At 70.1% G+C, this 20,460-nt stretch carries 30 protein-coding genes; 18 read left to right on the forward strand and 12 right to left on the reverse strand.

The genetic code is table 11. From position 1 onward, the window contains the following. The first annotated feature begins 27 nt into the window (after positions 1-27). Positions 28-807 (forward strand): DUF1499 domain-containing protein, encoded by a 780-nt coding sequence (locus WYO_RS27285; protein WP_007568848.1) that lies wholly within the window; start codon positions 28-30, stop codon positions 805-807. 11 nt (positions 808-818) lie between these two features. On the opposite strand, the gene WYO_RS27290 is transcribed toward WYO_RS27285, so the two are convergent. Continuing rightward, positions 819-1,739 carry an MBL fold metallo-hydrolase gene (locus WYO_RS27290; protein WP_007568850.1) on the reverse strand — a complete coding sequence of 307 codons (921 nt, stop codon included), beginning with the start codon at positions 1,737-1,739 and terminating at the stop codon, positions 819-821. 185 nt (positions 1,740-1,924) lie between these two features. Then, positions 1,925-2,113: a hypothetical protein gene (locus WYO_RS27295; protein ID WP_007568852.1), complete on the reverse strand. Its 189-nt coding sequence runs from the start codon at positions 2,111-2,113 to the stop codon at positions 1,925-1,927. A 204-nt stretch (positions 2,114-2,317) separates the two neighbouring features. Here WYO_RS27295 and WYO_RS30310 point away from each other — a divergent pair, with 204 nt between their 5' ends. Next, complete coding sequence (locus tag WYO_RS30310; protein WP_007568853.1) at positions 2,318-2,494, forward strand: DUF1328 domain-containing protein; 177 nt, start codon at positions 2,318-2,320, stop codon at positions 2,492-2,494. A 122-nt stretch (positions 2,495-2,616) separates the two neighbouring features. Here the strand turns inward: WYO_RS30310 and WYO_RS27305 are convergent, their stop codons facing one another. Then, positions 2,617-2,904: a NepR family anti-sigma factor gene (locus WYO_RS27305; protein WP_007568854.1), complete on the reverse strand. Its 288-nt coding sequence runs from the start codon at positions 2,902-2,904 to the stop codon at positions 2,617-2,619. Between the two features lie 233 nt (positions 2,905-3,137). Between WYO_RS27305 and WYO_RS27310 the strand changes: the two genes are divergently transcribed. Then, a complete protein-coding gene (locus WYO_RS27310; protein ID WP_007568855.1) occupies positions 3,138-3,941 on the forward strand; it encodes a response regulator in 804 nt (267 codons plus the stop codon). 427 nt (positions 3,942-4,368) lie between these two features. Next, positions 4,369-4,743: a hypothetical protein gene (locus WYO_RS27315; RefSeq protein WP_007568856.1), complete on the forward strand. Its 375-nt coding sequence runs from the start codon at positions 4,369-4,371 to the stop codon at positions 4,741-4,743. A 150-nt stretch (positions 4,744-4,893) separates the two neighbouring features. Here the strand turns inward: WYO_RS27315 and WYO_RS27320 are convergent, their stop codons facing one another. Beyond that, positions 4,894-5,082: a KGG domain-containing protein gene (locus WYO_RS27320; RefSeq protein WP_007568857.1), complete on the reverse strand. Its 189-nt coding sequence runs from the start codon at positions 5,080-5,082 to the stop codon at positions 4,894-4,896. Positions 5,083-5,330: 248 nt separating this feature from the next. Here WYO_RS27320 and WYO_RS27325 point away from each other — a divergent pair, with 248 nt between their 5' ends. After that, entirely contained in the window at positions 5,331-5,537 is a 207-nt protein-coding gene (locus tag WYO_RS27325) for a hypothetical protein (protein WP_007568858.1), read from the forward strand. A 12-nt stretch (positions 5,538-5,549) separates the two neighbouring features. Here WYO_RS27325 and WYO_RS27330 read toward each other — a convergent pair whose 3' ends face one another. After that, positions 5,550-6,413: an SCO family protein gene (locus tag WYO_RS27330; RefSeq protein ID WP_007568859.1), complete on the reverse strand. Its 864-nt coding sequence runs from the start codon at positions 6,411-6,413 to the stop codon at positions 5,550-5,552. 52 nt (positions 6,414-6,465) lie between these two features. On the opposite strand from WYO_RS27330, the gene WYO_RS27335 reads away from it, so the two are divergent. Beyond that, positions 6,466-6,909: a Crp/Fnr family transcriptional regulator gene (locus WYO_RS27335; RefSeq protein WP_007568861.1), complete on the forward strand. Its 444-nt coding sequence runs from the start codon at positions 6,466-6,468 to the stop codon at positions 6,907-6,909. A gap of 2 nt (positions 6,910-6,911) precedes the next feature. On the opposite strand, the gene WYO_RS27340 is transcribed toward WYO_RS27335, so the two are convergent. Beyond that, the gene (locus WYO_RS27340; protein WP_007568863.1) at positions 6,912-7,355 is read right to left on the reverse strand and encodes a VOC family protein; all 444 of its coding nucleotides are present in this window, start codon (positions 7,353-7,355) and stop codon (positions 6,912-6,914) included. A gap of 172 nt (positions 7,356-7,527) precedes the next feature. On the opposite strand from WYO_RS27340, the gene WYO_RS27345 reads away from it, so the two are divergent. Beyond that, the gene (locus WYO_RS27345) at positions 7,528-8,208 is read left to right on the forward strand and encodes a L,D-transpeptidase (protein WP_081497058.1); all 681 of its coding nucleotides are present in this window, start codon (positions 7,528-7,530) and stop codon (positions 8,206-8,208) included. 386 nt (positions 8,209-8,594) lie between these two features. Next, positions 8,595-9,098: a thermonuclease family protein gene (locus WYO_RS27350; RefSeq protein ID WP_007568867.1), complete on the forward strand. Its 504-nt coding sequence runs from the start codon at positions 8,595-8,597 to the stop codon at positions 9,096-9,098. Between the two features lie 6 nt (positions 9,099-9,104). On the opposite strand, the gene WYO_RS27355 is transcribed toward WYO_RS27350, so the two are convergent. Further along, complete coding sequence (locus WYO_RS27355; RefSeq protein ID WP_007568869.1) at positions 9,105-10,217, reverse strand: AI-2E family transporter; 1,113 nt, start codon at positions 10,215-10,217, stop codon at positions 9,105-9,107. Between the two features lie 292 nt (positions 10,218-10,509). Between WYO_RS27355 and WYO_RS27360 the strand changes: the two genes are divergently transcribed. The 6 genes from WYO_RS27360 to WYO_RS27385 all read left to right on the forward strand — a co-directional run bounded on the left by WYO_RS27360 (position 10,510) and on the right by WYO_RS27385 (position 13,904). After that, on the forward strand, positions 10,510-10,818 hold the full coding sequence (locus tag WYO_RS27360) for an acyl carrier protein (RefSeq protein WP_007568871.1): 309 nt from the start codon (positions 10,510-10,512) through the stop codon (positions 10,816-10,818). A gap of 23 nt (positions 10,819-10,841) precedes the next feature. Continuing rightward, positions 10,842-11,309 (forward strand): 3-hydroxyacyl-ACP dehydratase FabZ family protein, encoded by a 468-nt coding sequence (locus tag WYO_RS27365; protein ID WP_007568873.1) that lies wholly within the window; start codon positions 10,842-10,844, stop codon positions 11,307-11,309. Next, positions 11,306-12,445 (forward strand): beta-ketoacyl-ACP synthase, encoded by a 1,140-nt coding sequence (locus WYO_RS27370; protein WP_007568875.1) that lies wholly within the window; start codon positions 11,306-11,308, stop codon positions 12,443-12,445. Before WYO_RS27365 ends, WYO_RS27370 begins: the two co-directional genes overlap by 4 nt. A 345-nt stretch (positions 12,446-12,790) precedes the next feature. Further along, positions 12,791-13,000 (forward strand): cold-shock protein, encoded by a 210-nt coding sequence (locus WYO_RS27375; RefSeq protein WP_007568877.1) that lies wholly within the window; start codon positions 12,791-12,793, stop codon positions 12,998-13,000. 110 nt (positions 13,001-13,110) lie between these two features. Beyond that, a complete protein-coding gene (locus tag WYO_RS27380; RefSeq protein WP_007568880.1) occupies positions 13,111-13,479 on the forward strand; it encodes a DUF6481 family protein in 369 nt (122 codons plus the stop codon). A gap of 224 nt (positions 13,480-13,703) precedes the next feature. After that, positions 13,704-13,904 (forward strand): hypothetical protein, encoded by a 201-nt coding sequence (locus WYO_RS27385; protein WP_007568882.1) that lies wholly within the window; start codon positions 13,704-13,706, stop codon positions 13,902-13,904. Positions 13,905-13,916: 12 nt separating this feature from the next. Here WYO_RS27385 and WYO_RS27390 read toward each other — a convergent pair whose 3' ends face one another. Together WYO_RS27390 and WYO_RS27395 are read right to left on the reverse strand one after the other, a co-directional pair. Beyond that, positions 13,917-14,393 (reverse strand): N-acetyltransferase, encoded by a 477-nt coding sequence (locus WYO_RS27390; RefSeq protein ID WP_039904475.1) that lies wholly within the window; start codon positions 14,391-14,393, stop codon positions 13,917-13,919. A gap of 2 nt (positions 14,394-14,395) precedes the next feature. Next, entirely contained in the window at positions 14,396-15,163 is a 768-nt protein-coding gene (locus WYO_RS27395; protein ID WP_007568887.1) for an NAD kinase, read from the reverse strand. A gap of 146 nt (positions 15,164-15,309) precedes the next feature. Here WYO_RS27395 and cutA point away from each other — a divergent pair, with 146 nt between their 5' ends. From cutA to WYO_RS27410, 3 genes are all read left to right on the forward strand, one after another. Continuing rightward, on the forward strand, positions 15,310-15,663 hold the full coding sequence (cutA, locus tag WYO_RS27400) for a divalent-cation tolerance protein CutA (RefSeq protein ID WP_007568889.1): 354 nt from the start codon (positions 15,310-15,312) through the stop codon (positions 15,661-15,663). Between the two features lie 130 nt (positions 15,664-15,793). Beyond that, a complete protein-coding gene (locus WYO_RS27405) occupies positions 15,794-16,345 on the forward strand; it encodes a lipocalin-like domain-containing protein (protein WP_244424332.1) in 552 nt (183 codons plus the stop codon). A 25-nt stretch (positions 16,346-16,370) separates the two neighbouring features. Next, positions 16,371-16,802 carry a DUF4440 domain-containing protein gene (locus tag WYO_RS27410; RefSeq protein ID WP_007568891.1) on the forward strand — a complete coding sequence of 144 codons (432 nt, stop codon included), beginning with the start codon at positions 16,371-16,373 and terminating at the stop codon, positions 16,800-16,802. A gap of 58 nt (positions 16,803-16,860) precedes the next feature. On the opposite strand, the gene WYO_RS27415 is transcribed toward WYO_RS27410, so the two are convergent. Beyond that, complete coding sequence (locus WYO_RS27415; RefSeq protein ID WP_007568892.1) at positions 16,861-17,478, reverse strand: UDP-N-acetylglucosamine pyrophosphorylase; 618 nt, start codon at positions 17,476-17,478, stop codon at positions 16,861-16,863. Positions 17,479-17,779: 301 nt separating this feature from the next. Between WYO_RS27415 and WYO_RS27420 the strand changes: the two genes are divergently transcribed. Next, entirely contained in the window at positions 17,780-18,388 is a 609-nt protein-coding gene (locus tag WYO_RS27420) for a hypothetical protein (RefSeq protein WP_007568893.1), read from the forward strand. A 68-nt stretch (positions 18,389-18,456) separates the two neighbouring features. Here WYO_RS27420 and WYO_RS27425 read toward each other — a convergent pair whose 3' ends face one another. Continuing rightward, positions 18,457-19,593 (reverse strand): glycosyltransferase family A protein, encoded by a 1,137-nt coding sequence (locus WYO_RS27425; RefSeq protein ID WP_007568894.1) that lies wholly within the window; start codon positions 19,591-19,593, stop codon positions 18,457-18,459. Beyond that, entirely contained in the window at positions 19,590-20,345 is a 756-nt protein-coding gene (locus WYO_RS27430; protein ID WP_047170962.1) for a lysophospholipid acyltransferase family protein, read from the reverse strand. Before WYO_RS27430 ends, WYO_RS27425 begins: the two co-directional genes overlap by 4 nt. Positions 20,346-20,460: the final 115 nt, after the last annotated feature.

A 20,460-nucleotide genomic window follows, 5' to 3' on the forward strand; every position in this document is an offset into this window, starting at 1 on the left:
CCGGCTTCAAACCTGTTCGTGACCCCCATGCGCCGCCTGCCACTCGAGGAACCGATCACCCGCGCCGGGCCGCTGTCGCGGCAGCTCGCGGTGTTCGCCATCATCGCCACGGGGCTCGCTCTGATCGTGGTCCGCGACCCGCGCGCGGATACCGACGCGGCGCTGGTCGCGCTCGCGGCCGGGCTCTGCGTCGCCCTGGCCGCGGCGGTCGCGGCGGTTTTCGCGTTCGTGCATGTCTGGCGCGAGGGCGCGCGGGGACTGGGGGCGGCGCTGGCCGGATTGCTTCTGGCGCTCCTCCTGCTGGGCTACCCGGCCTATCTCGGCCTGCGCGGCCTACGCCTGCCGGCCCTGTCGGACATCACCACCGATATCGACAACCCGCCGGCCTTCTCGCGCTCGCGGGCCGCCTTCGCGGCGCGGGGCGGGCGCTACCCGCCGGATCCGGGCCCCGCGATCCGCGAGCGCCAGCGCGGCGCCTATCCGCAGATCGCGCCCCTGACCCTCGATATCGGCGCCGATGAGGCGTTCGAGCTTGCGCGCAAGGCGGCGCTCAACCGGCATTGGCAGATCGTCGAGGCGATCCGCCCGGGGGGACGCACCGGCAATGGCCGGATCGAAGCCGTGGCCCGCGGCCTCATCCTCAATCTGCCCGACGACGTGACCGTGCGGATCCGTCCCCGGGCCGACGGCGCCCGGATCGATGTGCGCTCGGCCTCGCGGATCGGGGGCCGGGATTTCGGCAGCAATGCCGACCGCATCCGGGCCTATCTCGACGACGTCGCCAACCTCGCGCTGGCGGTGAAGTAGGCGAGCGCCGGTCAGGCCGGGGCGTAGGCGCTGTCGAGGCGCGGCGGCCCATCGCAGGCCACGAGCCCGCGCCCGACGAGATCTTCCAGATGGGCGAACACCGACAACGCGGCGGCGCCCCGCAGCCGCGGGTCGAGCCCCTGGTAGATCGCCGCGACGACCTCCGGAATGCGTGAATCCCCGGCGGCCAGCCGGGCGCGGATCGCCGCCTCCCGCTGACGGCGATGGCCGAGGAGGCAGCGAACGAGGCGCGCGGGCTCGCGGACCGGGCCGCCATGTCCCGGCCAGTAGATCGTCTCGCTGCGCCCGCGCAGCTTCTCGAGCGAGGCCATGTAGGCCCGCATCTCGCCGTCCGGGGGGGCGACGATCGTCGTGTTCCAGGCCATCACGTGGTCGCCCGAGAACAGCGCCTCGCCCTCCGGCAACGCGAAGGCGAGGTGGTTCATCGTATGGCCGGGGGTCTCGACCGCCACGAGCGTCCATCCCGGACCCGAGATGGTCTCGCCCTCCGCCATGACGCGCGCCGGGGCGTGGGCCTGGTCGGAACTGGCATCCAACATCGGGGCCTCGCCCTCCGCGAGGGCCCGGGCCGCCCGATGGGGGCCGCAACCGACGATCGACGCACCGGTCCGGGCCGCCAGGAGACGCGCCCCGGGCGAATGGTCCCGATGCGTGTGGGTCACCACGATGACCTCGACCTGTTCGTCGCCGAGGTCTGCGAGCAAAGCGTCGATATGGTTGGATTCGTCCGGGCCGGGATCGATGATGGCGACGCGCCCGTGGCCGACCACATAGGTGCAGGTGCCGGTCGCCGTGAACGGTCCGCCATTCGGAGCGATTCGCCGCCGGATCAGCGGTGCGACCTGCTCCATTCGCCCGCTCTCGGGCAGCGACCGATCGAAGGTCGGCTTGCTCTCGTCCTCACCCGCCATCACCACCCCGTCCCTGTCCGGGGGTGGTTCTAAGGCCGCGTCCGACCGCGGTGCAAACGGGGCCGAACCTTAGACGGCTCCGTTGAACGCGCCGCGGTCTCGGGGCTCAGCCCATCGTCCCACGGGTGTGGGCTGAGTCCCAGCCGGGGGGCGGTCAGCCCCCGCGTCGCTCGTTGCGTCGCGAATCAACCGGCCCGGTGAGACCGGCCGGCGCGGACGCGGACGCGGACAGGCACCGGCACGGGGGCCGGCATGACGCCGAGGCCGAGGGCCGCGGCCCGCGCCGCGTCGGCAGCCCCATCGACGATCTCCGTCACGCGCGTCGCCAGGGCGGCGACCTTGGATCGAACGGCTCTCTTTGCAGCTTGCAGCATCGCGGATCCCGGTTCGGACCTAATGACCTATCATCGAACGCTACCGTCAGGCTCCCGTTCCGTCACGCAACGTCGCGGGCAGATCCGCGAGCGAGACGAATCGCGCCTCCCTTGTCAAGTGCGCGGAACCAGAGCGAAACCTTGGCGTTTTCGAGTCCAGAACGACGCGGCCACCCGCGCCGGTACTTTTAAAGGATCCGCACAATGCTCGGTTGGGCCGTAACCTTCCTCGTCGTCGCTCTGGTCGCCGCTCTGCTCGGTTTCGGTGGTATTGCCGGGACCGCCATGGAAGCAGCCAAGCTGGTGTTCTTCGTTGCGATCGTCCTGTTCGCGATCTCGGCCGTCGTCGGCCTGATGCGCGGCCGCTCGCCAACTCTGTAAAGCGGTCGTAACCACTGGCGCTGGCGCCAGGCTGTGGACCGAATTGGGGAGAGCCGCCGTCATCCACGGCGGCTTTTCCATCTTCAAGACGTCTCGAAGGCCTCAAGACCGTCGGCCGCCGCTCACGCCTTCTCGCGATCCCCACCATCGAGTTTGGCGATGAGTTCGGCGAAGCGATCGGGCACCGGTTGAAGCGCCACGGTGTCGTACATCGCGCGCAACTGCGCGGCGAGGCGGTTGCGGGTGTGATCGCTCAGGGCGCCGCGACCGCCGGGCCGGTCTCCCGACGCGGGGGCGGCATCCGCGGGATCGCCCGATGCAGTCATCGGGGCTTGGGCCGAAGGGGCTGAAGCGGTTCCGGCATACGGATCACCGGCGCGGAGGTCCGCATCCTTGCCCTGGTCCGCCATTCACACGCCCCTTATTGCCGAAGTCCGCTGGGCCGCATTGTACTGCGGCTCGACATACGCCATGGCTGCGGCTGCAACGCCCGCCCGCCGGATCGGTTCCGCTGGGGGCGGAACGGAGTGCGGGCCTCCGCGTTGGGCGGTAGGCTGCGCAGGATACAAGCCGGCCCCGGCACGACCTCGGTCGAGGACCGAGGCATCGCGGCCGGGCAACACGGCGAGGCACAGGGGATCGAATGTCGACATCGCAACTCGTGGTACAGCACCTGCCGTACCTGCGCCGCTACGCGCGGGCGCTCACGGGGAGCCAAGTGGCGGGCGACGCCTATGTCGCCGCCACCCTGGAAACCCTCGTCAACGAGCCGGACACGCTCGGCCGCAGCACCAATATCAAGGCGGACCTGTTCCGGGTCTTCACCCGGATCTGGAACTCCCTGTCGGTGAACGGGCGCAGCGAGCAGGTCCAGCACGATTTGCCGGCTGAAGTCCGACTCGGCCAGATCACCCCGCTGCCGCGGCAGGCCTTCCTGCTGTCCTGCCTCGAGGGCTTCTCGGAGGAAGATGCGGCCATCATCCTGGCCGTCGATGTCTCCGAGGTCCGTGACCTGGTGGACGAGGCCGGCCGCGAGCTCGCCGCCGACATGGCCACCGAAATCCTCATCATCGAGGACGAGCCGCTGATCGCCATGGATCTCGAGGCGCTGGTCGAGGGCCTCGGCCACAACGTCATCGGCGTCGCCCGCACCCGGACCGAGGCGATCAAGATCGCCAGCGAGGGCAAGCGCCCGGGTCTGATCCTGGCCGACATCCAGCTGGCCGACGGCTCCTCGGGCCTCGACGCGGTGAACGACCTGCTGAAGACCTTCGAGGTGCCGGTGATCTTCATCACCGCCTATCCGGAGCGGTTCCTCACGGGCGAGCGCCCCGAGCCGGCCTTCCTCATCGCCAAGCCGTTCCAGCCGGCGAATGTGTCGGCGGTGATCAGCCAGGCCTTGTTCTTCCAGCAGACCGCGCGTCGCCGGGAAGCTAAGACCGCCTGATCCCTGAGGGCACCGGAGCGGCTGGCCGCTCCGGACCGACTCATCGAGCTCAAAAAACCCCGGTGCGAGCCGGGGTTTTTTGTTGCGCTACGTTCGGCGCGAGCGCGCACAAAAAAACGGGCCGGAGATGGCTCCAGCCCGTCGAAGAGGTTCCGGCCGATGCACAAGGGGAATGCGGGGAGGACCAGGTGGCCGGGTCTCGATGTAACGAGCGCGGCCTCGGGATGTTCCGGAAGATGCGCTTTTTGCGCGAGCGTGCTATTTTAAGCACAGGGGATGGTTGTGGATGCCGGGGTGCGCCGCCGCACCAACAGCCCGCCCGTTGACGAATACTCAGTGATCACAGGAACGGGACTGTTGTGGAACCTGCGATTGCAGGCCGCGTTGTTCGAACATCCTGTCAAGCTCTCGTGATGAGGTCGGGGCAATGCTGCGGTCTGGTTTCATTCTGGGCGTGAGTGCTCCCGCGGCTCTTCTCACCGTGCTCCTGCAGCCGGTGGTTCGCGAGACGGCCGACAATTGGTCGCCGCCCGTCATCGCCGCCACGGCGTCCGCGCCCGCATCGCTGCCGGGGATGCGTCCGGCCTCCCTGGCGCTGAACCCGACCCGCGTCGCCGGCGTCCAGCGCACCGAGAGCCGCCCGGTCCCGGTCGCGGAAGAGGGCCAGGAAATCGGCATCCGGCCGATCCTCAAGCCGCCGGTGCAGCCGCGCCGTTTGGTCCGTGAGGGCTGCGAGACCGCACTCAGCTCCCTGGTCGGTCCCGAGGCGCGCCGCATGACCCCGGGCCGCTGCATCTCCTGATCCCGAAAGCCTATTCGCCCCAAAGCAAAAGGCCCCGTCTCTCCGGCGGGGCCTTTTGCTTTGGGGCGGTTGTCTGAAACGGCTCTGAAAACAAGGACGGCGCCGGTCTGAAGACACGGCGCCGTTACGCAACGCGATGGTTCTGGTGCGTCACTCGGCGCGGCCAGTCCCGGTCGATTGTCCGCCCTTGCGGCCCGCCGAAGAGGCCAGCTCACGGTCCTGCGAGAAGGAGCGCTTCTCGGCCGGCACGCTGCGTCCGCCCTTGCTGGCGATCTCGCGCTGCCGCGACAGGTCCATCGAGGCAAAGCCCCGCTTCGAGGTTGAATTCCCGGATGCCATCAGTTCCTCCTCAGGCTTCGCTTCACCCCGCAACAACCTTCAGCAATAACCAAGGTTCCTGTGACGAGACCTGGCCAAGTTTGGCAAAGCTAAGCTTGGCAGCAACCGCCGTCTGTGTGCGGCGTTGATCCGGGATTGATCTGCGCGCACCGCCACGGGCGCCTCAGGCGCGCCGCCTTGGGCCGGCCTTCTCTCGAAGGGCGCCCGCGGGGATCTGCGATGCAGGTCGGGAAAAAGGGTTTTGGGTGATGACGAACCGCGACATGGTGAAGATCAGGCCCGGCTCGGCGCCGAGCGTCGAGCCGAACACGCCTCCGCTGCCGCCGATGCCCGCCCCCGAGGATTCCCCGACGCCGACGACGCGCGAGGAGCCGGTCGACTCGCCGCATCTGAATGCCAGCCTGAAGCGTCCGGCCCCCGGTCCCGGGGAGCAGGGCCTGTCGACGAAGCGCTGAGCCGGCTCGGCCTCAGCCGGCGCGCAGGCGCGTCCGGCGGGTCAGGCCGACGATCAGCAGACCGATCCCTAGGATCGTCGCGATCCCGGTCACCGTCAGGATCCGCTGCACGAGGGGTGTGTAGAGGCCGCGTGCGGCATCGTAGCCGTAGCAGAGCAGCGTGAGGCGATCGGCCAGGCTTCCGACCCGGCCCTCGCCGGCCTCCGTCAGGGCAAGGCGAAGATCCCGCCCGGTCAGCGCCAGCGGCGACAGCACGCGGGCGACCCGGCCGTCGCCGGCAAGCAGCATCGCGGCGGCGGGATGGGCGAAGCTGTCCGTCCCGGCATCGTAGACCGCGCTGTAACCCAGGGCGCCGGTCAAGGCCGCGAGGGCGGCGTCGGAGACGAGCAGGGGGCGGATGCCGGCCGCGCGGTCGCCCAACGTCTCCGCGAGCATGCGACGCGCCGCCGCGGCATCGTCCCGCGGATCGATGCCGACGAGCACGAATGCGTAGTCCTCCGCGGCGAGGCCGGTGGCCGCCAAGGCGTCCGCCGCCATCGACACCATCGGGTCGCAGACATTGCCGCAGGTATAATCCACCGGCAGCAACAGGGCGGCGCGCCCGCTGAGGGCCTGCCCCAGCGTCATCGCCCGCCCCGTCCGGGCATCCGTGACGGCGAGCTCCAAGGGGACCCGGGCATCCGGCGGGGGAGCGACCGCGACGCGGGCCAGATCGGCCTGGACCAGCCGGGCGCGGGCCGGCACCGGACCGACCAGAAGCCCGCCCAGGATCGTGAGCAGGGCGGCGATCAGGCTGCGGACGGCCCGGTCTGCGCCGGGGCTGGGACTGGACAAGCGCTTGACGAACCGCATGGATGTGTGGGCCGGTGCGGCCATCTGAAGACCATCCATGCCCGCGAGGGCGTGAAACCCCTCGCGGAGCCCGCGAATGACCCTCGATACCGAGGTTTCCTCTTTAAGGCAGGTTCCGCTGTTCCGCGAGGTGGAGCCGGCGCGCCTGAAGCTTCTGGCCTTCACGAGCGAGCGCGTGCATTTCGAGCCGGGGCAGCGCTTCTTCGCCCGGGGCGACGTGGCGGATGCAGCCTACGTGATCCTCAAGGGCAGTGCCGAGGTGAGCATCGACGGCCCGGCCGGCCCGGTCAGGCTCGCCTTGCTCGGACAGGATGCCCTGGTCGGCGAGATGGGCATCCTGGCCGACCAGCCCCGCTCCGCCACCGTGACGGCGGAATCGGCCGTGACGGCGCTGCGCATCGATCGCGGCGTCTTCCTGGAGCTGCTGGCGCAATTCCCGCAGATCAGCATCGCGCTGATGCGGGTGCTCGCGCTGCGGCTCGAGCAGACGAACCAGGCGCTGGCCGAGAGCCGGGGCTGATCTCACGCGGTCGGGTAGGTGATGAATTCGAGAAGCGAGCCGTCCGGATCGCGGAAATAGACGCTGAGGCCGGCTCCCGCGGCGCCGTTCCTCTCGACCGGGCCGAGTTCGACGGTCACCCCGGCGGCCTCGAGATGCGCCATCGCGTCCTCGATCGGGCCGGACCAGCGGAAGCACAGGTCGCTGTTTCCCGGCAGCACCGGCTTGGCTGCCACCGGCTCCGCCTTCACGCCGGGGCCGTGGCAATTGAGCTGAACGCCGCCGAACCGGTAGGCGAAGCCGTTCCCGCGCGCGATCACCTCGGCGCCGACCACATCACGGTAAAAGGCGTTGGACTGCGCCCAATCGGTGACGTGGATCACGCAATGATCGAGGTGGATCGCCGGGCGCAGCGGCACCTCGGGCGCGACCGCCGCGTCGGTCGCAAGCGTCTCGGTCTCGGCCATGACTCACCTCCGCGCAGGCCGGGATGGCCCCCGGTCCCGCATTCTCAATTAGGGCGCAACCGTGGCCGCGGCAGCGGGCGCTCGCGCGCCGCTGCGGCGCAAAAGCTACATCGCCGCCGACGGGGAGACGGTAGGCATAGGGTCCAGGACCGTATCCCGCATGTCAGGACCCATGATCGCAACACGCCCATCGGCCTGGAGCCGAATTCGCCGGCTCCTGCTCTCGCGAATTCTGCTCGCCGTGGTGGCGATCGCGCCGCTGGCGGCCTGCCAGACGCGCCAGGCCCAGCTCGCGCAGGACGATGAAGCGGCCTGGTACATCGGGACGAAGCCCGACAAGCCCTACGACATTCCCCTGGTCGACACGTCCAAGCTCGACCCGAAGTACCGCCGCCAGCAGGTCAGCTACAACGGCCCGGAGAAGCCCGGGACGATCCTGGTCGATATCGACCAGCGCCAGCTCCTCCTGGTCCAGGCAGACGGCACCGCGATGCAGTACGGCGTCGGCGTCGGCAAGGCCGGCTTCTCCTGGAAGGGCGAGGCGCGGGTCGGCCGCAAGGGTGTCTGGCCGGATTGGAGCCCGACCGTCACGATGGTCTCGCTCAACCCCGACCTGCCGCGGACCCGCAAGGGCGGGGTCGACAATCCGCTCGGCGCTCGCGCCCTCTACCTGTACCAGGGCAACCGCGACATCCTGTTCCGCATCCACGGCACCAACGAGCCCTGGAGCATCGGCGAGCAGATGTCGTCCGGCTGCGTCCGGATGCTCAACGAAGACATCGCCGACCTGTACGAGCGCGTGCCGGTGGGCGCCCGGGTGCTGGTCAAGCGCAACGGCAAGTACCGGGTCTGACGCCCGATCATCGCGGGGCCTGCGCTTCGGACAGCGCCGGCCCCGCCGTCATTTCCCGAACGCGCGATCTCGGCGGGAAATCGCAGCTATCGGGCAGGCGACGATGCGAAGCGTCCGCTTCCGAAAGCCCGACGCTGCGGCGATCCAGGCTGCGCTGAACGCTTCTAACAGGCGCCATTTGCGGCGTATCGGCCGGGAACCCTTTCGCAACATATCGGCGCCACCCTCGGGTGAGCCTGCACGCGCCGGTATCGCGGGCGCATCGGGTCCGACGGGACGCCCCGGGCGGCCTCAGGCGCATAGCTTAGCTGGCAAAAACGCCACAATGGCCGCCGATCCTCCGCGCTCCCGACAAGTTCTGCCGCCCCTTCGTGGACAGCTTTCTGATGACAAGATCGATGCTCGCCCTGCTTCTCCTCTGTAGCCCCGCCGCTGCGGCCGGGACGATCAGTGGGCCGGCGACGGTGATCGACGGCGACACGATCGAGGTGCACGGCACCCGCATCAACCTCTACGGGATCGACGCGCCCGAGACGGCGCAGAGCTGCCAGACCGTGACCGGGCAGGATTACCGCTGCGGCCGCGAGGCCGCGCAGGCGCTGAGCGCCCATATCGGCAGCGGCGTCGTCACCTGCGAGCGTCGTGAGAGCACGGCCGCGGGCGGCCTGGCCGGGCTCTGCCTCGCGCATGGCGAGGATCTGTCCGCCTGGATGGTGGCGAAGGGCTACGCGCTCGCGAGCCGCCATGTGACGCCCGCCTATACCCGCCAGGAGGGCCAGGCCTGGGCGACGCGTCGCGGCCTCTGGGCCGGGACCTTCGAGAAGCCGGCCGATTGGCGCCAGGACCGCCGCCGCATGGAGGCCTCGGCCGGGGCGAGCGCGGCCGACTAGGCCCGCTCACGCCGTCTTGTCGCGGCCCTCGGTGAATTCCCGCCAGAGCAGGACCAGGGCCGCCATCACGGCCGGGCCGACGAACAGGCCCAGCAGACCGAAGGTCTCGACGCCTCCGAGGATGCCGAGCAGCACCCACAGGAACGGCAGCTTCGTGGTGCCGCCGATCAGGGCCGGCCGGACGAAATGGTCGGCCACGAAGGTGACGACGAAGCCGGCCACCGCCACGACGATCGCCGCCTTCACCGACCCCGCCGCGACCAGCAGCAGGGCCGCGATCGCGATGGCGAGCGCCGCGCCGAACGGGATCATGGCGGCGACGGCCGTGAAGGCCCCGAGCAGCACCGGGTGCGGCACGCCGGCGAAATAGTAGACCACCCCGAGGATGAAGCCCTCGCCGAGGCCGACCAGGACGAGCCCGTCGACCGTGCCGTGCACCGAGGCCACCATCTGCCGGGCCACGCGCTCGCCCCGGGGGCCGAACAGGCGGTCGCAGGCGACCCGGGCCTGTTCCGTCACCGTCCGCCAATCGCGGAACAGGAAGAACAGGGCCACCAGGCTGAAGCCGAACAGGACGATCCGGTGCAACACCTCGCGGCCGAAATTGCGCGAGGCGCCGACCACCGAGTGGTTCTCGAACCGGTGCAGCAGCTCGGAGCCGGCCTGGGCGTGCCCGAGATTGTCGTTCCACCAGGCGGTGGCCTGAGCGGCGCCGTAGGGCAGGTGCTGGAGGAATTCGGGGGCCGGGACGCCGTTCGCCTCGGCGCTGCGCACGAACTCGGCGACGTCATGGGCTTCGCGGGCCGCCTGCACGCCGAGGATCGCCAGGGGGGCGAGGAAGACCAGGGCCACCGCGGCGGTCATCAGCGTCGGTAGCAACAGGTTGTGCCGGCCCGGCGGGAAGCGCCGTTCCAGCCGGGCGTAGAGCGGCCACAGGGCGATCGCCAGCACCACCGCCCAAGCTAGCGCCGGCAGGAAGCCGTGCAGGATCCACAGGCCGAGCGCGGAGAGCGCCAGGACGAGCACGACCCGGGCTGCGCCCTGCGAGCGCGCCTGCTCCGGCGGGGGCGGGGGACCGATATGAGCCGGAGGCGGGACGGGATGGGCCGTGGGTAACATCCGTTTCGTCTCCTGAAGGCCGCGCGCAGGGAGCGTCCGCGGAAGGGCGCAAGAGATCGCGTCGCTGCGAAGAAGTCCGTTCAGGACCGCGAACCAGCGCTGCAACGCGCCGGGAACCGCCGCGGTTGCCGCCTCCGACCCCCTCGTGTAGAGGTCGCGGCCGTCCGACGGGCCCGCAGCGCGAGCCCCGTACGCGTATTGGTGGCCGCGCGGGGCGTGAGCGCCGGGTCGCCCGGCATCGAGGGGGCTCCCCGCCCGACCGATCCGGAAACCGAACAGCCCGCGAGAAGATATGTCCGACGAGCCCGCCCACGGCAGCGCCACCTTCCAGCGCGTGGCCGACATCATTGCCGAGACCGCCGACATCCCGCGGGACAAGATCACCCCGGAGAGCCACGCCATCGACGACCTCGGCATCGACAGCCTGGCCTTCCTCGACATCGCGTTCGCGGTCGACAAGGCCTTCGGGATCAAGCTGCCGCTCGAGCGCTGGACCCAGGAGGTCAACGAGGGCAAGGTCCCGGCCGAGCAGTATTTCGTCCTCAAGAACCTGTGCGCGCGCATCGACGCCCTGGTGGCCGAGAAGGCCGCAAAGGTCTGACGCGCTAGAGCCCGACGCCCCCCATGCGCCTCGAATATTTCGAGATGATCGATGCCGTGCGGCACCTCGACCGGGCCGCCGGCCGGATCGAGGCGCTCGCCCGGGTGCCGCTGGAGAGCCCCGTCTTCGAGGGGCACTTTCCCGGCCATCCGCTGGTGCCGGGCGTGCTCCTGACCGAGACCATGGCGCAGGCCTCCGGCTACCTCGTGCTCGCCCATCTCGACTTCACCCGGATGCCGTTCCTCACCGGGGTCGACAAGGCCCGGTTCCGGTCCTTCGTCGGGCCCGGCGCGGAGCTGGTCGTCACCGCCACGCTGGAGCATGACGGTTCGGGCTACGCGGTGACCAAGGCCGCGATCAGCCATGCCGGCAAGCCGCTCTGCGACGCCGAGCTGCGCTTCCGCACCATGCCGTTCCCGGACGGGCTCGATGCGCCGATGCGCGAGCGCGCCCGGACCATCGGCCTGTTCCCGGATCCGGTGCAGCCATGACCCGCCCGGTCCTCGTCACCGGCCTCGGCCTCGTCTCCTGCGCGGGGGAGGGGATCGCGGCCCATCTCGCGGCCCTCGACAGTGACGCGGCGCCCCGGACCGACACCGAGACCTTCGCGCCCTATTGCGTGCATCCCGCGCCGCCGATCGCCTGGGACGGGCAGATCCCGAAGCGCAGCGATCAGCGCCAGATGGAGGCGTGGCAGCGGCTCGGCGTCTACGCCGCGGGCCTCGCCCTCGACTCCGCCGGCGTGAAGGACGACGCCGCCCTCAAGCAGGCACTCCATCTCGTGGTCGCGGCGGGGGGCGGCGAGCGCGACTATGCGGTGGACGGCGCGATCCTCACCGGCCTGCGCGATGCGGCCGATCCGGGCGCCTACCTGAACGAGCGGCTGCAGAACGATCTGCGGCCGACGCGGTTCCTGGCCCAGCTCTCGAACCTGCTCGCCGGCAACATCGCCATCGTGCACGGGGTCACGGGCGCCTCGCGCACCTTCATGGGCGAGGAATCGTCCGGCGTGGATGCGCTGCGGATCGCGCAGGCGCGCGTCGCGTCGGGCCAGATCGACGCGATCCTGGTCGGCGGCTCCTACAGCGCCGAGCGGCCGGACGTGCTTGTGATCCATGAGATGGGCGGCTACCTCGCCCGATCGCCCTATCGCCCCGTATTCGAGCGCGGCGGACCGGGCGATGGGGATACCGGTTTCATCCTCGGGAGCTGCGCGGCCTTCCTGATGCTGGAATCCGAGGACCACGCGGCCGCCCGCGGGGCCCGGGCGCTCGCCCGGCTGGACCGGGTGGCGAGCGATCGCACGCGGCGCACCCCCGGGAGCGTCGCCGGCAGCCTCGAAACCCTCTGGCCGCAGGCCGGCCTGTCGGCACCGGATCGCGTCCTGTCCGGGGCCACCGGGGTCGCGCCGATCACCGCGGAGGAGCACGCGACGCTGAGGCGGCTCGCGCCGGCGGCGCGGATCCGGGCGCTCGGCGACGTGATCGGGCACGGGCTCGAGGTCGTCGCCCCGTTCGGAGCCGCACTCGCGGCCGGCCTCGTCGCCGCTGGGTCGGCCCGCGAGGTGGCGGTGACGACGATCGGCCATCGCCGCGGCGAAGGCGTGCTGCGTCTGGCTCAGGCCTGACCGGCACCCGGGGCCGGGGTCGCGGCAGGACGCCGCTAGGTCATCCGGGTTTGCGCGGCCCCGGCTATCTGTCTGACGACGCGCAACTTCCGAGCCCGTCGCGCTTCTACTGTCCGGGATAAAGCCGGCGCCGCGTCGATCTTGGAATCCGTCGAAATATTTCTTCGGACTTGCCAATGCGTCGATGAAGGTCTATCCCAGTTTTATCGGCACGTGTCCGGATATCTTGGACCGTTACGCCTTCGCAGGGCGGTTCTGACTTTCCTATCGCTATCGGTCGATACCGGTATCCGCTTTCCGAGCGGCTGCCATCTCTCACTACGCCTGCGAAGATCGAGGAATTCCATGAGCACCGGAACCGTCAAGTGGTTCAACGAGACCAAGGGCTACGGCTTCATCCAGCCGGATGACGGCGGCAAGGACGTGTTCGTTCACGTCTCGGCTGTCGAGCGCGCCGGCCTGCGTGGCCTGAACGAGGGCCAGAAGGTCTCCTACGAGCTGGAAACCGACCGCCGCAGCGGCAAGGAATCCGCTGGCCAGCTCCAGACGGTCTGATCGCCGCTCCGACGGCCATTGTCGAAGCCGCTCTCGAGGGAGCGGCTTCTTCGTATCTACATTCGATTTCGGGACGACGGCGGCCCGCCGCGCCCAACACAGGAGTGTCTGTGAGCTTTCCGAATAAGCAAGGTGTCGTCGATCGACTGGAGGCCGCTGCCAAGGCGCGGTCCGAGATGCTGGCCCGCTTCCGGGCTCGCCCGACTGCCGATGATCCGGCCGTCCTCGCCCGTCAATCCGCGCGCCGCGCCGTGGTCGATGCCCGCGAGGCCCGCGCGGCCGAGCGTGCCGCCCAGCGCGAGGCGGAACTCGCCCGTGCCGCCGCCCAGGCCGAGGCCGAGCGTCAGGCCGAGGCCGAGCGCAAGCTCGCCGAGCAGCTCGCCGCCCAGGAGCGTGCCAAGGCCCTCCAGGCCGAGCAGAAGCTCCAGCGCGATGCGCGCTACCTCGCTCGCAAGGCCAAGGCGCAGAAGCGGCGCTAAGGGCTTCTCACGAAACTCTCGCCGCACCGTCGCGTGCGAAGGGAGGGCTCCCGGGAACCGGGAGTTTTGTGAGGTGCTCTCGGACGTTTGCGGCCGAACCGAAGCCCGGTTCGGCGCGAGCGGGCGCCCCAGATCACCGATTCGGAGCCGTCTCCGGCCGCCTCGCGGTCGGACGCTGCCCCGGAGGCGCCGCCCCTTCGAAACCACGCCCCAGGAGCCCTGGCATGACCCACAAATTCAAGATCGGCCAGCGCGTCTGCCGGGTGCAGCTCGGACTTCCCGGCGACAAGGGTGGCGGCGAGGTCTTCGAGATCCTGCGCCTCATGCCGGAGGATCAGACCGGCGAGCGCTCCTACCGGATCCGAACGGAAGCCGGCGAGCGCGCGATCCGCGAGAGCGAGCTGGTCGCGGTCAGCTCCCTCTGATCGAGCCGCGTCTCAGAGCGTCCTGAACATCACCAGGGCGTCGACGACGCCGAGACCCGGATGCCGGAAGGCCCCCGGGAGCCGGCCGACCTCCGCGAAGCCGAGGCTCCGCCAGAGCTTCACGGCGTGCTGGTTGGTCGAAACCACGAAATTGAACTGCATCGCCGAGAAGCCGCGCTCACGCGCTCGATCGAGGGCGTGCTCGCCCATGGCCCGGCCGATGCCGCGCCCGGCTGCGCCGGTCATGAAGCCGCAATTGGCGACATGGGCCCCGCCGCCCGCCTGATTGGCGCGCAGATAATAGGTGCGGAGCACCACCCCATCCTGTTCCGCCACGAAGGTCTCGCGGTCCGCGCCCGTCCAGTAGGCGACGGCCTCGGCCTCGCTGAGCCCGGGATCGAGCGCGTAGGTCTCGCCGGCCCGGATGGTCGGCAGGATGATCCGGACGATCGCCGGGTGGTCGGACGCCCTTGCCGGCCGGATCTCCAGGCTCACCCGAACTGCTCCCGCAGGATGCGCTCGTCGAGGCTGTGCCCGGGATCGTGCAGCAGGACGAGCTCGGTGGCGCGGTCCAGCGAGGTCTCCACCGTGCAGACCCGGCGGAACTCGGTGTGGTCGGCCACCGCCGCCACGGGACGGTGCGGGGCGTCGAGCACGTCGATCCGGATCTTGGCGTAGTCCGGCAGCAGCGCGCCGCGCCAGCGCCGGGGGCGGAAGGCCGAGATCGGGGTGAGCGCCAGCAGCTTCGCGTCGAGCGGCAGGATCGGGCCGCCCACCGAGAGGTTGTAGGCGGTGGAGCCGGCGGCCGTAGCGACCAGCACCCCGTCGGCGATCAGCAGGTCCAGCCGGACATGCCCGTCCACGGCGATCTTGAGCTTGGCGGTCTGATGCGTCTGGCGCAGCAGGTAGACTTCGTTGATCGCCCGGGCCCGGTGGCTGCGGCCCTCGGTATCGACCACATCCATCACCAGCGGGTGGATGACGCTGCGCTGGGCCGCCTCCAGATGCTCCAGCAGGTCGTCGTCCCGGAACTCGTTCATCAGGAAGCCGACCGTGCCGCGGTTCATCCCGTAGATCGGCTTCGGGTGATCCATGAACCGGTGCAGCACCTGCAGCATCAGCCCGTCGCCGCCCAGCGCGACGACGACATCCGCCTCTTCCGGCGGGACGTGATCGTAGCGCCGCATCAGGGCGGCGGCGGCTTCCCGGGCGTAGCCGGTCGGACTCGCCACGAATGCGATCTTCTTGAATGTCGGCATGGCGTCAGGCGGTGCCTGGCAGGCGCGTCGAGGTCGCGTCGGGGGTCACGTCACGGCTCCAATCTGATGAGCGAACCGCCCGGTTGACGTCGGTGCCCCGCATGCGTCTGACTCGCCGGGCACATGCGCGATCCCGGAGGCATAGCATGGAGCGTCCGCTCCTCGTCTACACCACCTTTCCCGATGCCGCCTCCGCGCTGAATATCGGCGAGGCCCTGGTGCGCGAGCGCCTGATCGCCTGCATCAACGTCCTGCCCGGGATGCAGTCGGTCTACAGCTGGAAGGGGGCCGTGGAGCGCGGGGAGGAGGTCGCCGCGATCCTCAAGAGCCGCGAGGGCCTGGCCGCCGTCCTCTCGGCCGCCCTGAAGGCCCGCCACCCCTACGAGACGCCGATCATCCTGCACCTCCCGGTCGCCGGGGCCGATGCCGACACGGCGGCCTGGATCCTGGCCGAGACGCAGCCAGCCGACGCGACTCTCGCGGCGCCGCCGTCGTCCTGATCGCCGCCGCGATACTGCCCTGCGGCGAAGCCTGTGCGGGTGCGAATACAGCCCTTCAAGGCATTCATTGCGGCGCGCCGCGGTATGTCCGCAAATCGACGCCGATAACAATTGACTTTATAAAAATTCGATGCTGCATTACCGCGGTGCCGTAAATCGAATACGGCGCCGTGACTTGCGGTGGCGCGCGATGAGGGGATTGATTGCAATCCTTGCGATCGGGTTCGGCCTCCCGGCTGCGCAAGCCCTGGAAGCCGACGCGGTGGTCGGAACCTGGCGCCTCGTCACCGCCACGCGGACGATCGTCGAGACGGGCGAGGTCATCGACGCCTATGGCGGGCCGAGGCCCAATGGCTGGATCAGCTACGGGCGCGACGGGCGGATGATGGTCGTCTGCGCCTTCGAAGGACGCACGCGTCCCGCCGCCAACGACGCGATGTCCGACGCGGACAGGATTCACCTGCACAAGACCTTCTTCGCCTATGCGGGGACGTACAAATTCGACGCCGACCGCGTCACCCACACCATCGACACGTCCTGGAACGAGGCCTGGACGGGGACGTCTCAGGTCCGGCAGGTCGAGCAGACGGGACGGCAGCTGATCTATACGACCACGCCGTTCAAGTTCAACGTCGACGGAAAGCTGAGCGTCATCACGCTGGTCTGGGAAAAATACCCCTGATCTTTGGCTCAATAGGGAGGACGACATGCCCCGGATCTATGGTCTGTCGGCGCTGGTTTTCGCCGCCGCCCTCATGCCCGGCCTGTGCCGTGCGGAGGCCCTGGAGGCGGACGCCCAGAGCGCAGCCACCAAATGGGACGAGGCGTACAACCGCAACGACATGGATGCGCTGGGCAAGCTCTACACGCCCGACGCCCTCGTGGTGACCAAGGGCGGGACGCAGACCCGCGACGGCATCCCGAAGTTCTTCTCCGGCCTGAAGGCCAAGGGCTGGGACGATCACAAGACGACGGTGAAGACCGCCGTGGCCAAGGACAAGCTGCTCATCGTCTCGGGACGCTGGCAGATGACCGGCCCTGGGGACGGGGGCGCCAAGAAGACCTTCGAGGGCAATTGGGTGAACGTGCTCGAACGCCAGCCGGACGGCTGGCGGACGGTGCTGCACACGTGGAATTGAGGGGTGCCGGATCTTCGAAAACGCCGCCGCGTCGCGGCCGGTCAGACGAAGAGACGCTTCAGCAATTCTGATCGACCAGCCCGAGACGCGGCACGATGGCGTGCGGGTCGATCACTGCGCCCGGGGCGATAACGGCATTGGCGCCGATCCGGGCGCCATCGCCGACGAGCGCACCGAACTTGCGGGCTCCGGTCTCGACGAGGCGGCCCCTTAACCGGAGGAGGATCGGCCGGTCCGGTGCCTCGTTGCGGTGGTTGGCGATGATCGCGCCGGCCTCCAAGTTCACGTCCGCGCCGAGGATGCTGTCGCCCACGAAGTTGAAATGCGCGGCCGCCGCGCCCGCGAACAGGAACGCGGATTTCAACTCGACGCCGGGCCCGGCGATGCAATTCTTTTCCAGCCAGCAACCGCCGCGCAGGTAGGCTCCGGTCGCCACGAGGCAGCCCGGCCCGATGATTGCCGGGGGCTTTACGGTCGCGCCGGCTTCCACGATCGCCTGCGCGTGGATCGCGATGCCGTCTCCGACCTGGTAGCTTCCGTCGAGTGCGGCGATGCGCGCGGCGACCAAGGCCGCCGCCTGGGCCGTGATCTCCCACGGAGCCAGGGCGAGTTCGCCCAACCAGGATACGGGGTAGCGCGTGATAAGATCATGCAGGTCCGGTTGGGCTTCAGTCATGGTCGGTCTCGGAGATGCGGCGGCGATCCGCTAAATCGGCCCCGATCCTGTCAGCCCGCGTCCGATGATGCCAGCCGCCTGCGCCGAGGCAACGATCCATCATTTGAGTTCGCGGCCACGCTTGAAAGCTCGGATTGGCGCGAATCGCGCCAAGATCTTATCGCGATAAAATCTACCGATCTCGCGTTTTATTTGCATCTAATCTTAGTGATTAAGGTGGAAAATTTGGGTTTTGTGGCAGCTCGGCCTATGAAATCTGCGGCGCCGTCTTCGGCGCCTGGAATTTCGGGACGTCGAGACCATGAAGGCATTCAAGATCGCCGGCCGCATCGCGATGGTGCTGCTGGCGTCCGGCGCGGGCGTGACGTGCGCCTTCGCGGCCGGCGGCAAGGCGAGCGAGCCGTTGATGACCATCGAGCCGGCCCCGTCGGGCCCGGCTGGCCTAACGGCGGCCAACCCGCCGGCGCTGCGCTACGGCGTCCTCTACGCCGACGCCAAGGGCCAGAGCCACGTCCAGTATTGCGACCTGAAGAACTTCCTCTTCAAGAGCTACGCGCCGCCGGCTGCGCCCCAGTATGTCGGCTTTCCGCCGGGGGATGTGGCCTCGATCAAGTACGCGATCCTGCCGGTCGGCTATGTCGGCACCTGGCACACCGCCCCCGGCCCGCAATGGGTGATCACCCTGTCGGGGCGCTGGTCGGTGGAGGCCACGGACGGCTCGGTGCTGGAGCAGGGGCCGGGCGAGGTCGAGTTCAACGCCGATACCGGAGCGACCCCGCAGGGGCCGGAGGGCCATGTCGGGCACCTCACCCGCCAGGTCGGCGATGTGCCGAACGTCCAGCTGATCGTGTCGCTGAAGCCCCGCACGGGCAAGCGCTCGACCGATCCGTGCCAGCCGACCGCGCGGTGAGGGCCGGGCCCGCCTGACGCTTGCGCGAGCCATCCGGCGGACAGGCTCCGCCGGACCTTCGAAAAAAGTCAGGCGCCGCTGACCGGGTAGGTGCGGCCCTTCCAGGTGGCCGCACCGGCACGGCCGCCCCGCAGCAGCACGTTCCACTGGATCGCCAGAGCCACCAGCACGGCCGCCGGGTGGAGCGGGATCGTCGCCAGCGGCGCCCGCACCGCCAGGGTGATCGCCGCCCGGCTCGCCAGCGACAGCGCGCAGGCCGCGGCGGAGACCGCCAGGGCTAGGGGCGGGATCAGGCCGAACAGGCCGGCCAGCACCAGGAGCGGCGGCAGGACCTGGCCGCAGCCGAGGAGCATTGTCCAGACCGGCAGGGCGCGGGGCGTCGCCATGCCCTCGTGCGCGTTCTTGGAAAACCCCGCCCAGGCCTCCGAAAAACCCCGATACATCCGGCAGGTCGCGAGACCCGCCCCGGCCACGAGGTCGGTGCGGTAGCCGGCGGCGCGCAGCAGCCGGGGCAGGCGCACGCCGTCGTGCAGGAAGCCGCGGATCGCGCCGTGGCCGCCGATCGCCGCGTAGGCCGCGCGCTCGAACAGGATGAGCTGCCCGCAGGCCGCGCCCAAAGCCGGGTCGGGGCGGCGGCGCATCAGCGGCACGGGCAGGAAGCCGATGAGCAGGAAGTCGATCATCGGCACGGTGAGCATCTCGCCGAGCGTCCCGGTGCACTGCCGGGGCACGCCGCTGACCAGCGCCGCATCCGCGCGCCGGGCCTGCGCCACGAGCGACGCCGCGGCCTCGGGCCTCAGGCGGACATCGGCGTCGATGAACAGCAGGTAGCGGCCCTCGGCGAGCCCGGCGATGTGGGCGCAGGCGTGGTTCTTGCCGGTCCAGCCCTCGGGCAGCGGCGGCACCGGGACGACGCGCAGGCGCGGGTCGCCGAGGCCGCGCACGATCTCGGCGGTGCCGTCCGTGGAATGATCGTCGCCGACGATCACCTCCACGGGCATGGCGGTGCTGGCGAGGGCGGCCCGCACGGTCCCGGCGATGTTGCCCGCCTCGTTGCGTGCCGGGATCAGGATCGAGACCAGGCCGGGATCGGCCTCCGGAGCGGGCCGGCGCAGGGCGAACAGGTTCACCGCCGTCAGGATTGCCGGCAGGGCGGCGGCGAGCAGGCAGAGGAGGGACAGCGCCGTGAGGATCGGGTCGCTCATCGCCCGGGCTGCCCGTCGCCGGCCCGGTGGGCCGGATCGAAGCGCCGCCCGGCCAGCCGCGCGGATAGGCGCCGCCAGAGATCGTAGACGCCGCCGACGCCCTTGCGGCCCGCGACCAGGGCGCGGAAGCGCTCCGGCTCGCGGCTGATCACGTCGGCGCTCAAGCGGTCGAGGGTCGCGGTCAGGTCGCCCTCCAGGCGGGCGAGCCGGTCCGCCCGCGGCAGGGCCGCCAGTTCGGCGCCCGGAATCCCAGGCCCGAAGGCCGCAAAGGCCTCGGCCCCGCGCTCGTCCCAGAACGCGTATTCGAGGGCGAGCGGCACGAACAGCGCGTCGGGGGCGATCTCGGCGAGCCGGGCCACGCCCGGGCGCAGACCGAGGGGCCGGACACGGACATCCACGAAGCGGCCCTGCGCGGTGATCCAGAGGGCCGTGCCGGAGCGTGTCAGGATCGCCCGGGCGGCGGCCAGGAACTGGGCGGCGCCTCTCGGGCTGTCGAGATCGACCCCAAAGGCGCCGATCCGCTCGAACACCCGGTAGCGCGCCAGCATGGCGGCGTCGAACGGAGCCCGGTTCTCGCGGTTCGGATAGAGCCGGCCGGACAGCACGATGATCACCGCGGCGTCCCACCAGGCGGGGTGGTTGCAGTAGATCACCAGCGGGCCGGCATGATCCTGAGACGGCGGCGCGCTCCAATGCGGCAGGCGCAGGGCGTCGAAGTGCCGGTGCAGGTAGCGCTCGAACCACGCCTCCATGAAGCGGCGGATCAGGGGCGAGACCGGGTGCAGGGGATCGGGGGGCGGACGGCGCCGCTGTTTCCCTCCCCCCTCTGCGGGGGAGGGTGGCCCGCGAAGCGGGTCGGGAGAGGGG

Origin of the sequence: Methylobacterium sp. GXF4 (assembly GCF_000272495.1) — a bacterium.
Lineage (GTDB): Bacteria > Pseudomonadota > Alphaproteobacteria > Rhizobiales > Beijerinckiaceae > Methylobacterium > Methylobacterium brachiatum.

Excerpts from the sequence above, each read along its gene's own strand:
- WYO_RS27285 (WP_007568848.1), top strand. The coding sequence starts at position 28 with ATGCGCCGCCTGCCACTCGAGGAACCGATCACCCGCGCCGGGCCGCTG.
- WYO_RS27290 (WP_007568850.1), bottom strand. The coding sequence starts at position 1,739 with ATGGCGGGTGAGGACGAGAGCAAGCCGACCTTCGATCGGTCGCTGCCC.
- WYO_RS27295 (WP_007568852.1), bottom strand. The coding sequence starts at position 2,113 with ATGCTGCAAGCTGCAAAGAGAGCCGTTCGATCCAAGGTCGCCGCCCTG.
- WYO_RS30310 (WP_007568853.1), top strand. The coding sequence starts at position 2,318 with ATGCTCGGTTGGGCCGTAACCTTCCTCGTCGTCGCTCTGGTCGCCGCT.
- WYO_RS27305 (WP_007568854.1), bottom strand. The coding sequence starts at position 2,904 with ATGGCGGACCAGGGCAAGGATGCGGACCTCCGCGCCGGTGATCCGTAT.
- WYO_RS27310 (WP_007568855.1), top strand. The coding sequence starts at position 3,138 with ATGTCGACATCGCAACTCGTGGTACAGCACCTGCCGTACCTGCGCCGC.
- WYO_RS27315 (WP_007568856.1), top strand. The coding sequence starts at position 4,369 with ATGCTGCGGTCTGGTTTCATTCTGGGCGTGAGTGCTCCCGCGGCTCTT.
- WYO_RS27320 (WP_007568857.1), bottom strand. The coding sequence starts at position 5,082 with ATGGCATCCGGGAATTCAACCTCGAAGCGGGGCTTTGCCTCGATGGAC.
- WYO_RS27325 (WP_007568858.1), top strand. The coding sequence starts at position 5,331 with ATGACGAACCGCGACATGGTGAAGATCAGGCCCGGCTCGGCGCCGAGC.
- WYO_RS27330 (WP_007568859.1), bottom strand. The coding sequence starts at position 6,413 with ATGGCCGCACCGGCCCACACATCCATGCGGTTCGTCAAGCGCTTGTCC.
- WYO_RS27335 (WP_007568861.1), top strand. The coding sequence starts at position 6,466 with ATGACCCTCGATACCGAGGTTTCCTCTTTAAGGCAGGTTCCGCTGTTC.
- WYO_RS27340 (WP_007568863.1), bottom strand. The coding sequence starts at position 7,355 with ATGGCCGAGACCGAGACGCTTGCGACCGACGCGGCGGTCGCGCCCGAG.
- WYO_RS27345 (WP_081497058.1), top strand. The coding sequence starts at position 7,528 with ATGATCGCAACACGCCCATCGGCCTGGAGCCGAATTCGCCGGCTCCTG.
- WYO_RS27350 (WP_007568867.1), top strand. The coding sequence starts at position 8,595 with ATGACAAGATCGATGCTCGCCCTGCTTCTCCTCTGTAGCCCCGCCGCT.
- WYO_RS27355 (WP_007568869.1), bottom strand. The coding sequence starts at position 10,217 with ATGTTACCCACGGCCCATCCCGTCCCGCCTCCGGCTCATATCGGTCCC.
- WYO_RS27360 (WP_007568871.1), top strand. The coding sequence starts at position 10,510 with ATGTCCGACGAGCCCGCCCACGGCAGCGCCACCTTCCAGCGCGTGGCC.
- WYO_RS27365 (WP_007568873.1), top strand. The coding sequence starts at position 10,842 with ATGCGCCTCGAATATTTCGAGATGATCGATGCCGTGCGGCACCTCGAC.
- WYO_RS27370 (WP_007568875.1), top strand. The coding sequence starts at position 11,306 with ATGACCCGCCCGGTCCTCGTCACCGGCCTCGGCCTCGTCTCCTGCGCG.
- WYO_RS27375 (WP_007568877.1), top strand. The coding sequence starts at position 12,791 with ATGAGCACCGGAACCGTCAAGTGGTTCAACGAGACCAAGGGCTACGGC.
- WYO_RS27385 (WP_007568882.1), top strand. The coding sequence starts at position 13,704 with ATGACCCACAAATTCAAGATCGGCCAGCGCGTCTGCCGGGTGCAGCTC.
- WYO_RS27395 (WP_007568887.1), bottom strand. The coding sequence starts at position 15,163 with ATGCCGACATTCAAGAAGATCGCATTCGTGGCGAGTCCGACCGGCTAC.
- cutA (WP_007568889.1), top strand. The coding sequence starts at position 15,310 with ATGGAGCGTCCGCTCCTCGTCTACACCACCTTTCCCGATGCCGCCTCC.
- WYO_RS27405 (WP_244424332.1), top strand. The coding sequence starts at position 15,794 with ATGCTGCATTACCGCGGTGCCGTAAATCGAATACGGCGCCGTGACTTG.
- WYO_RS27410 (WP_007568891.1), top strand. The coding sequence starts at position 16,371 with ATGCCCCGGATCTATGGTCTGTCGGCGCTGGTTTTCGCCGCCGCCCTC.
- WYO_RS27415 (WP_007568892.1), bottom strand. The coding sequence starts at position 17,478 with ATGACTGAAGCCCAACCGGACCTGCATGATCTTATCACGCGCTACCCC.
- WYO_RS27420 (WP_007568893.1), top strand. The coding sequence starts at position 17,780 with ATGAAGGCATTCAAGATCGCCGGCCGCATCGCGATGGTGCTGCTGGCG.
- WYO_RS27425 (WP_007568894.1), bottom strand. The coding sequence starts at position 19,593 with ATGAGCGACCCGATCCTCACGGCGCTGTCCCTCCTCTGCCTGCTCGCC.
- WYO_RS27430 (WP_047170962.1), bottom strand. The coding sequence starts at position 20,345 with ATGGAGGCGTGGTTCGAGCGCTACCTGCACCGGCACTTCGACGCCCTG.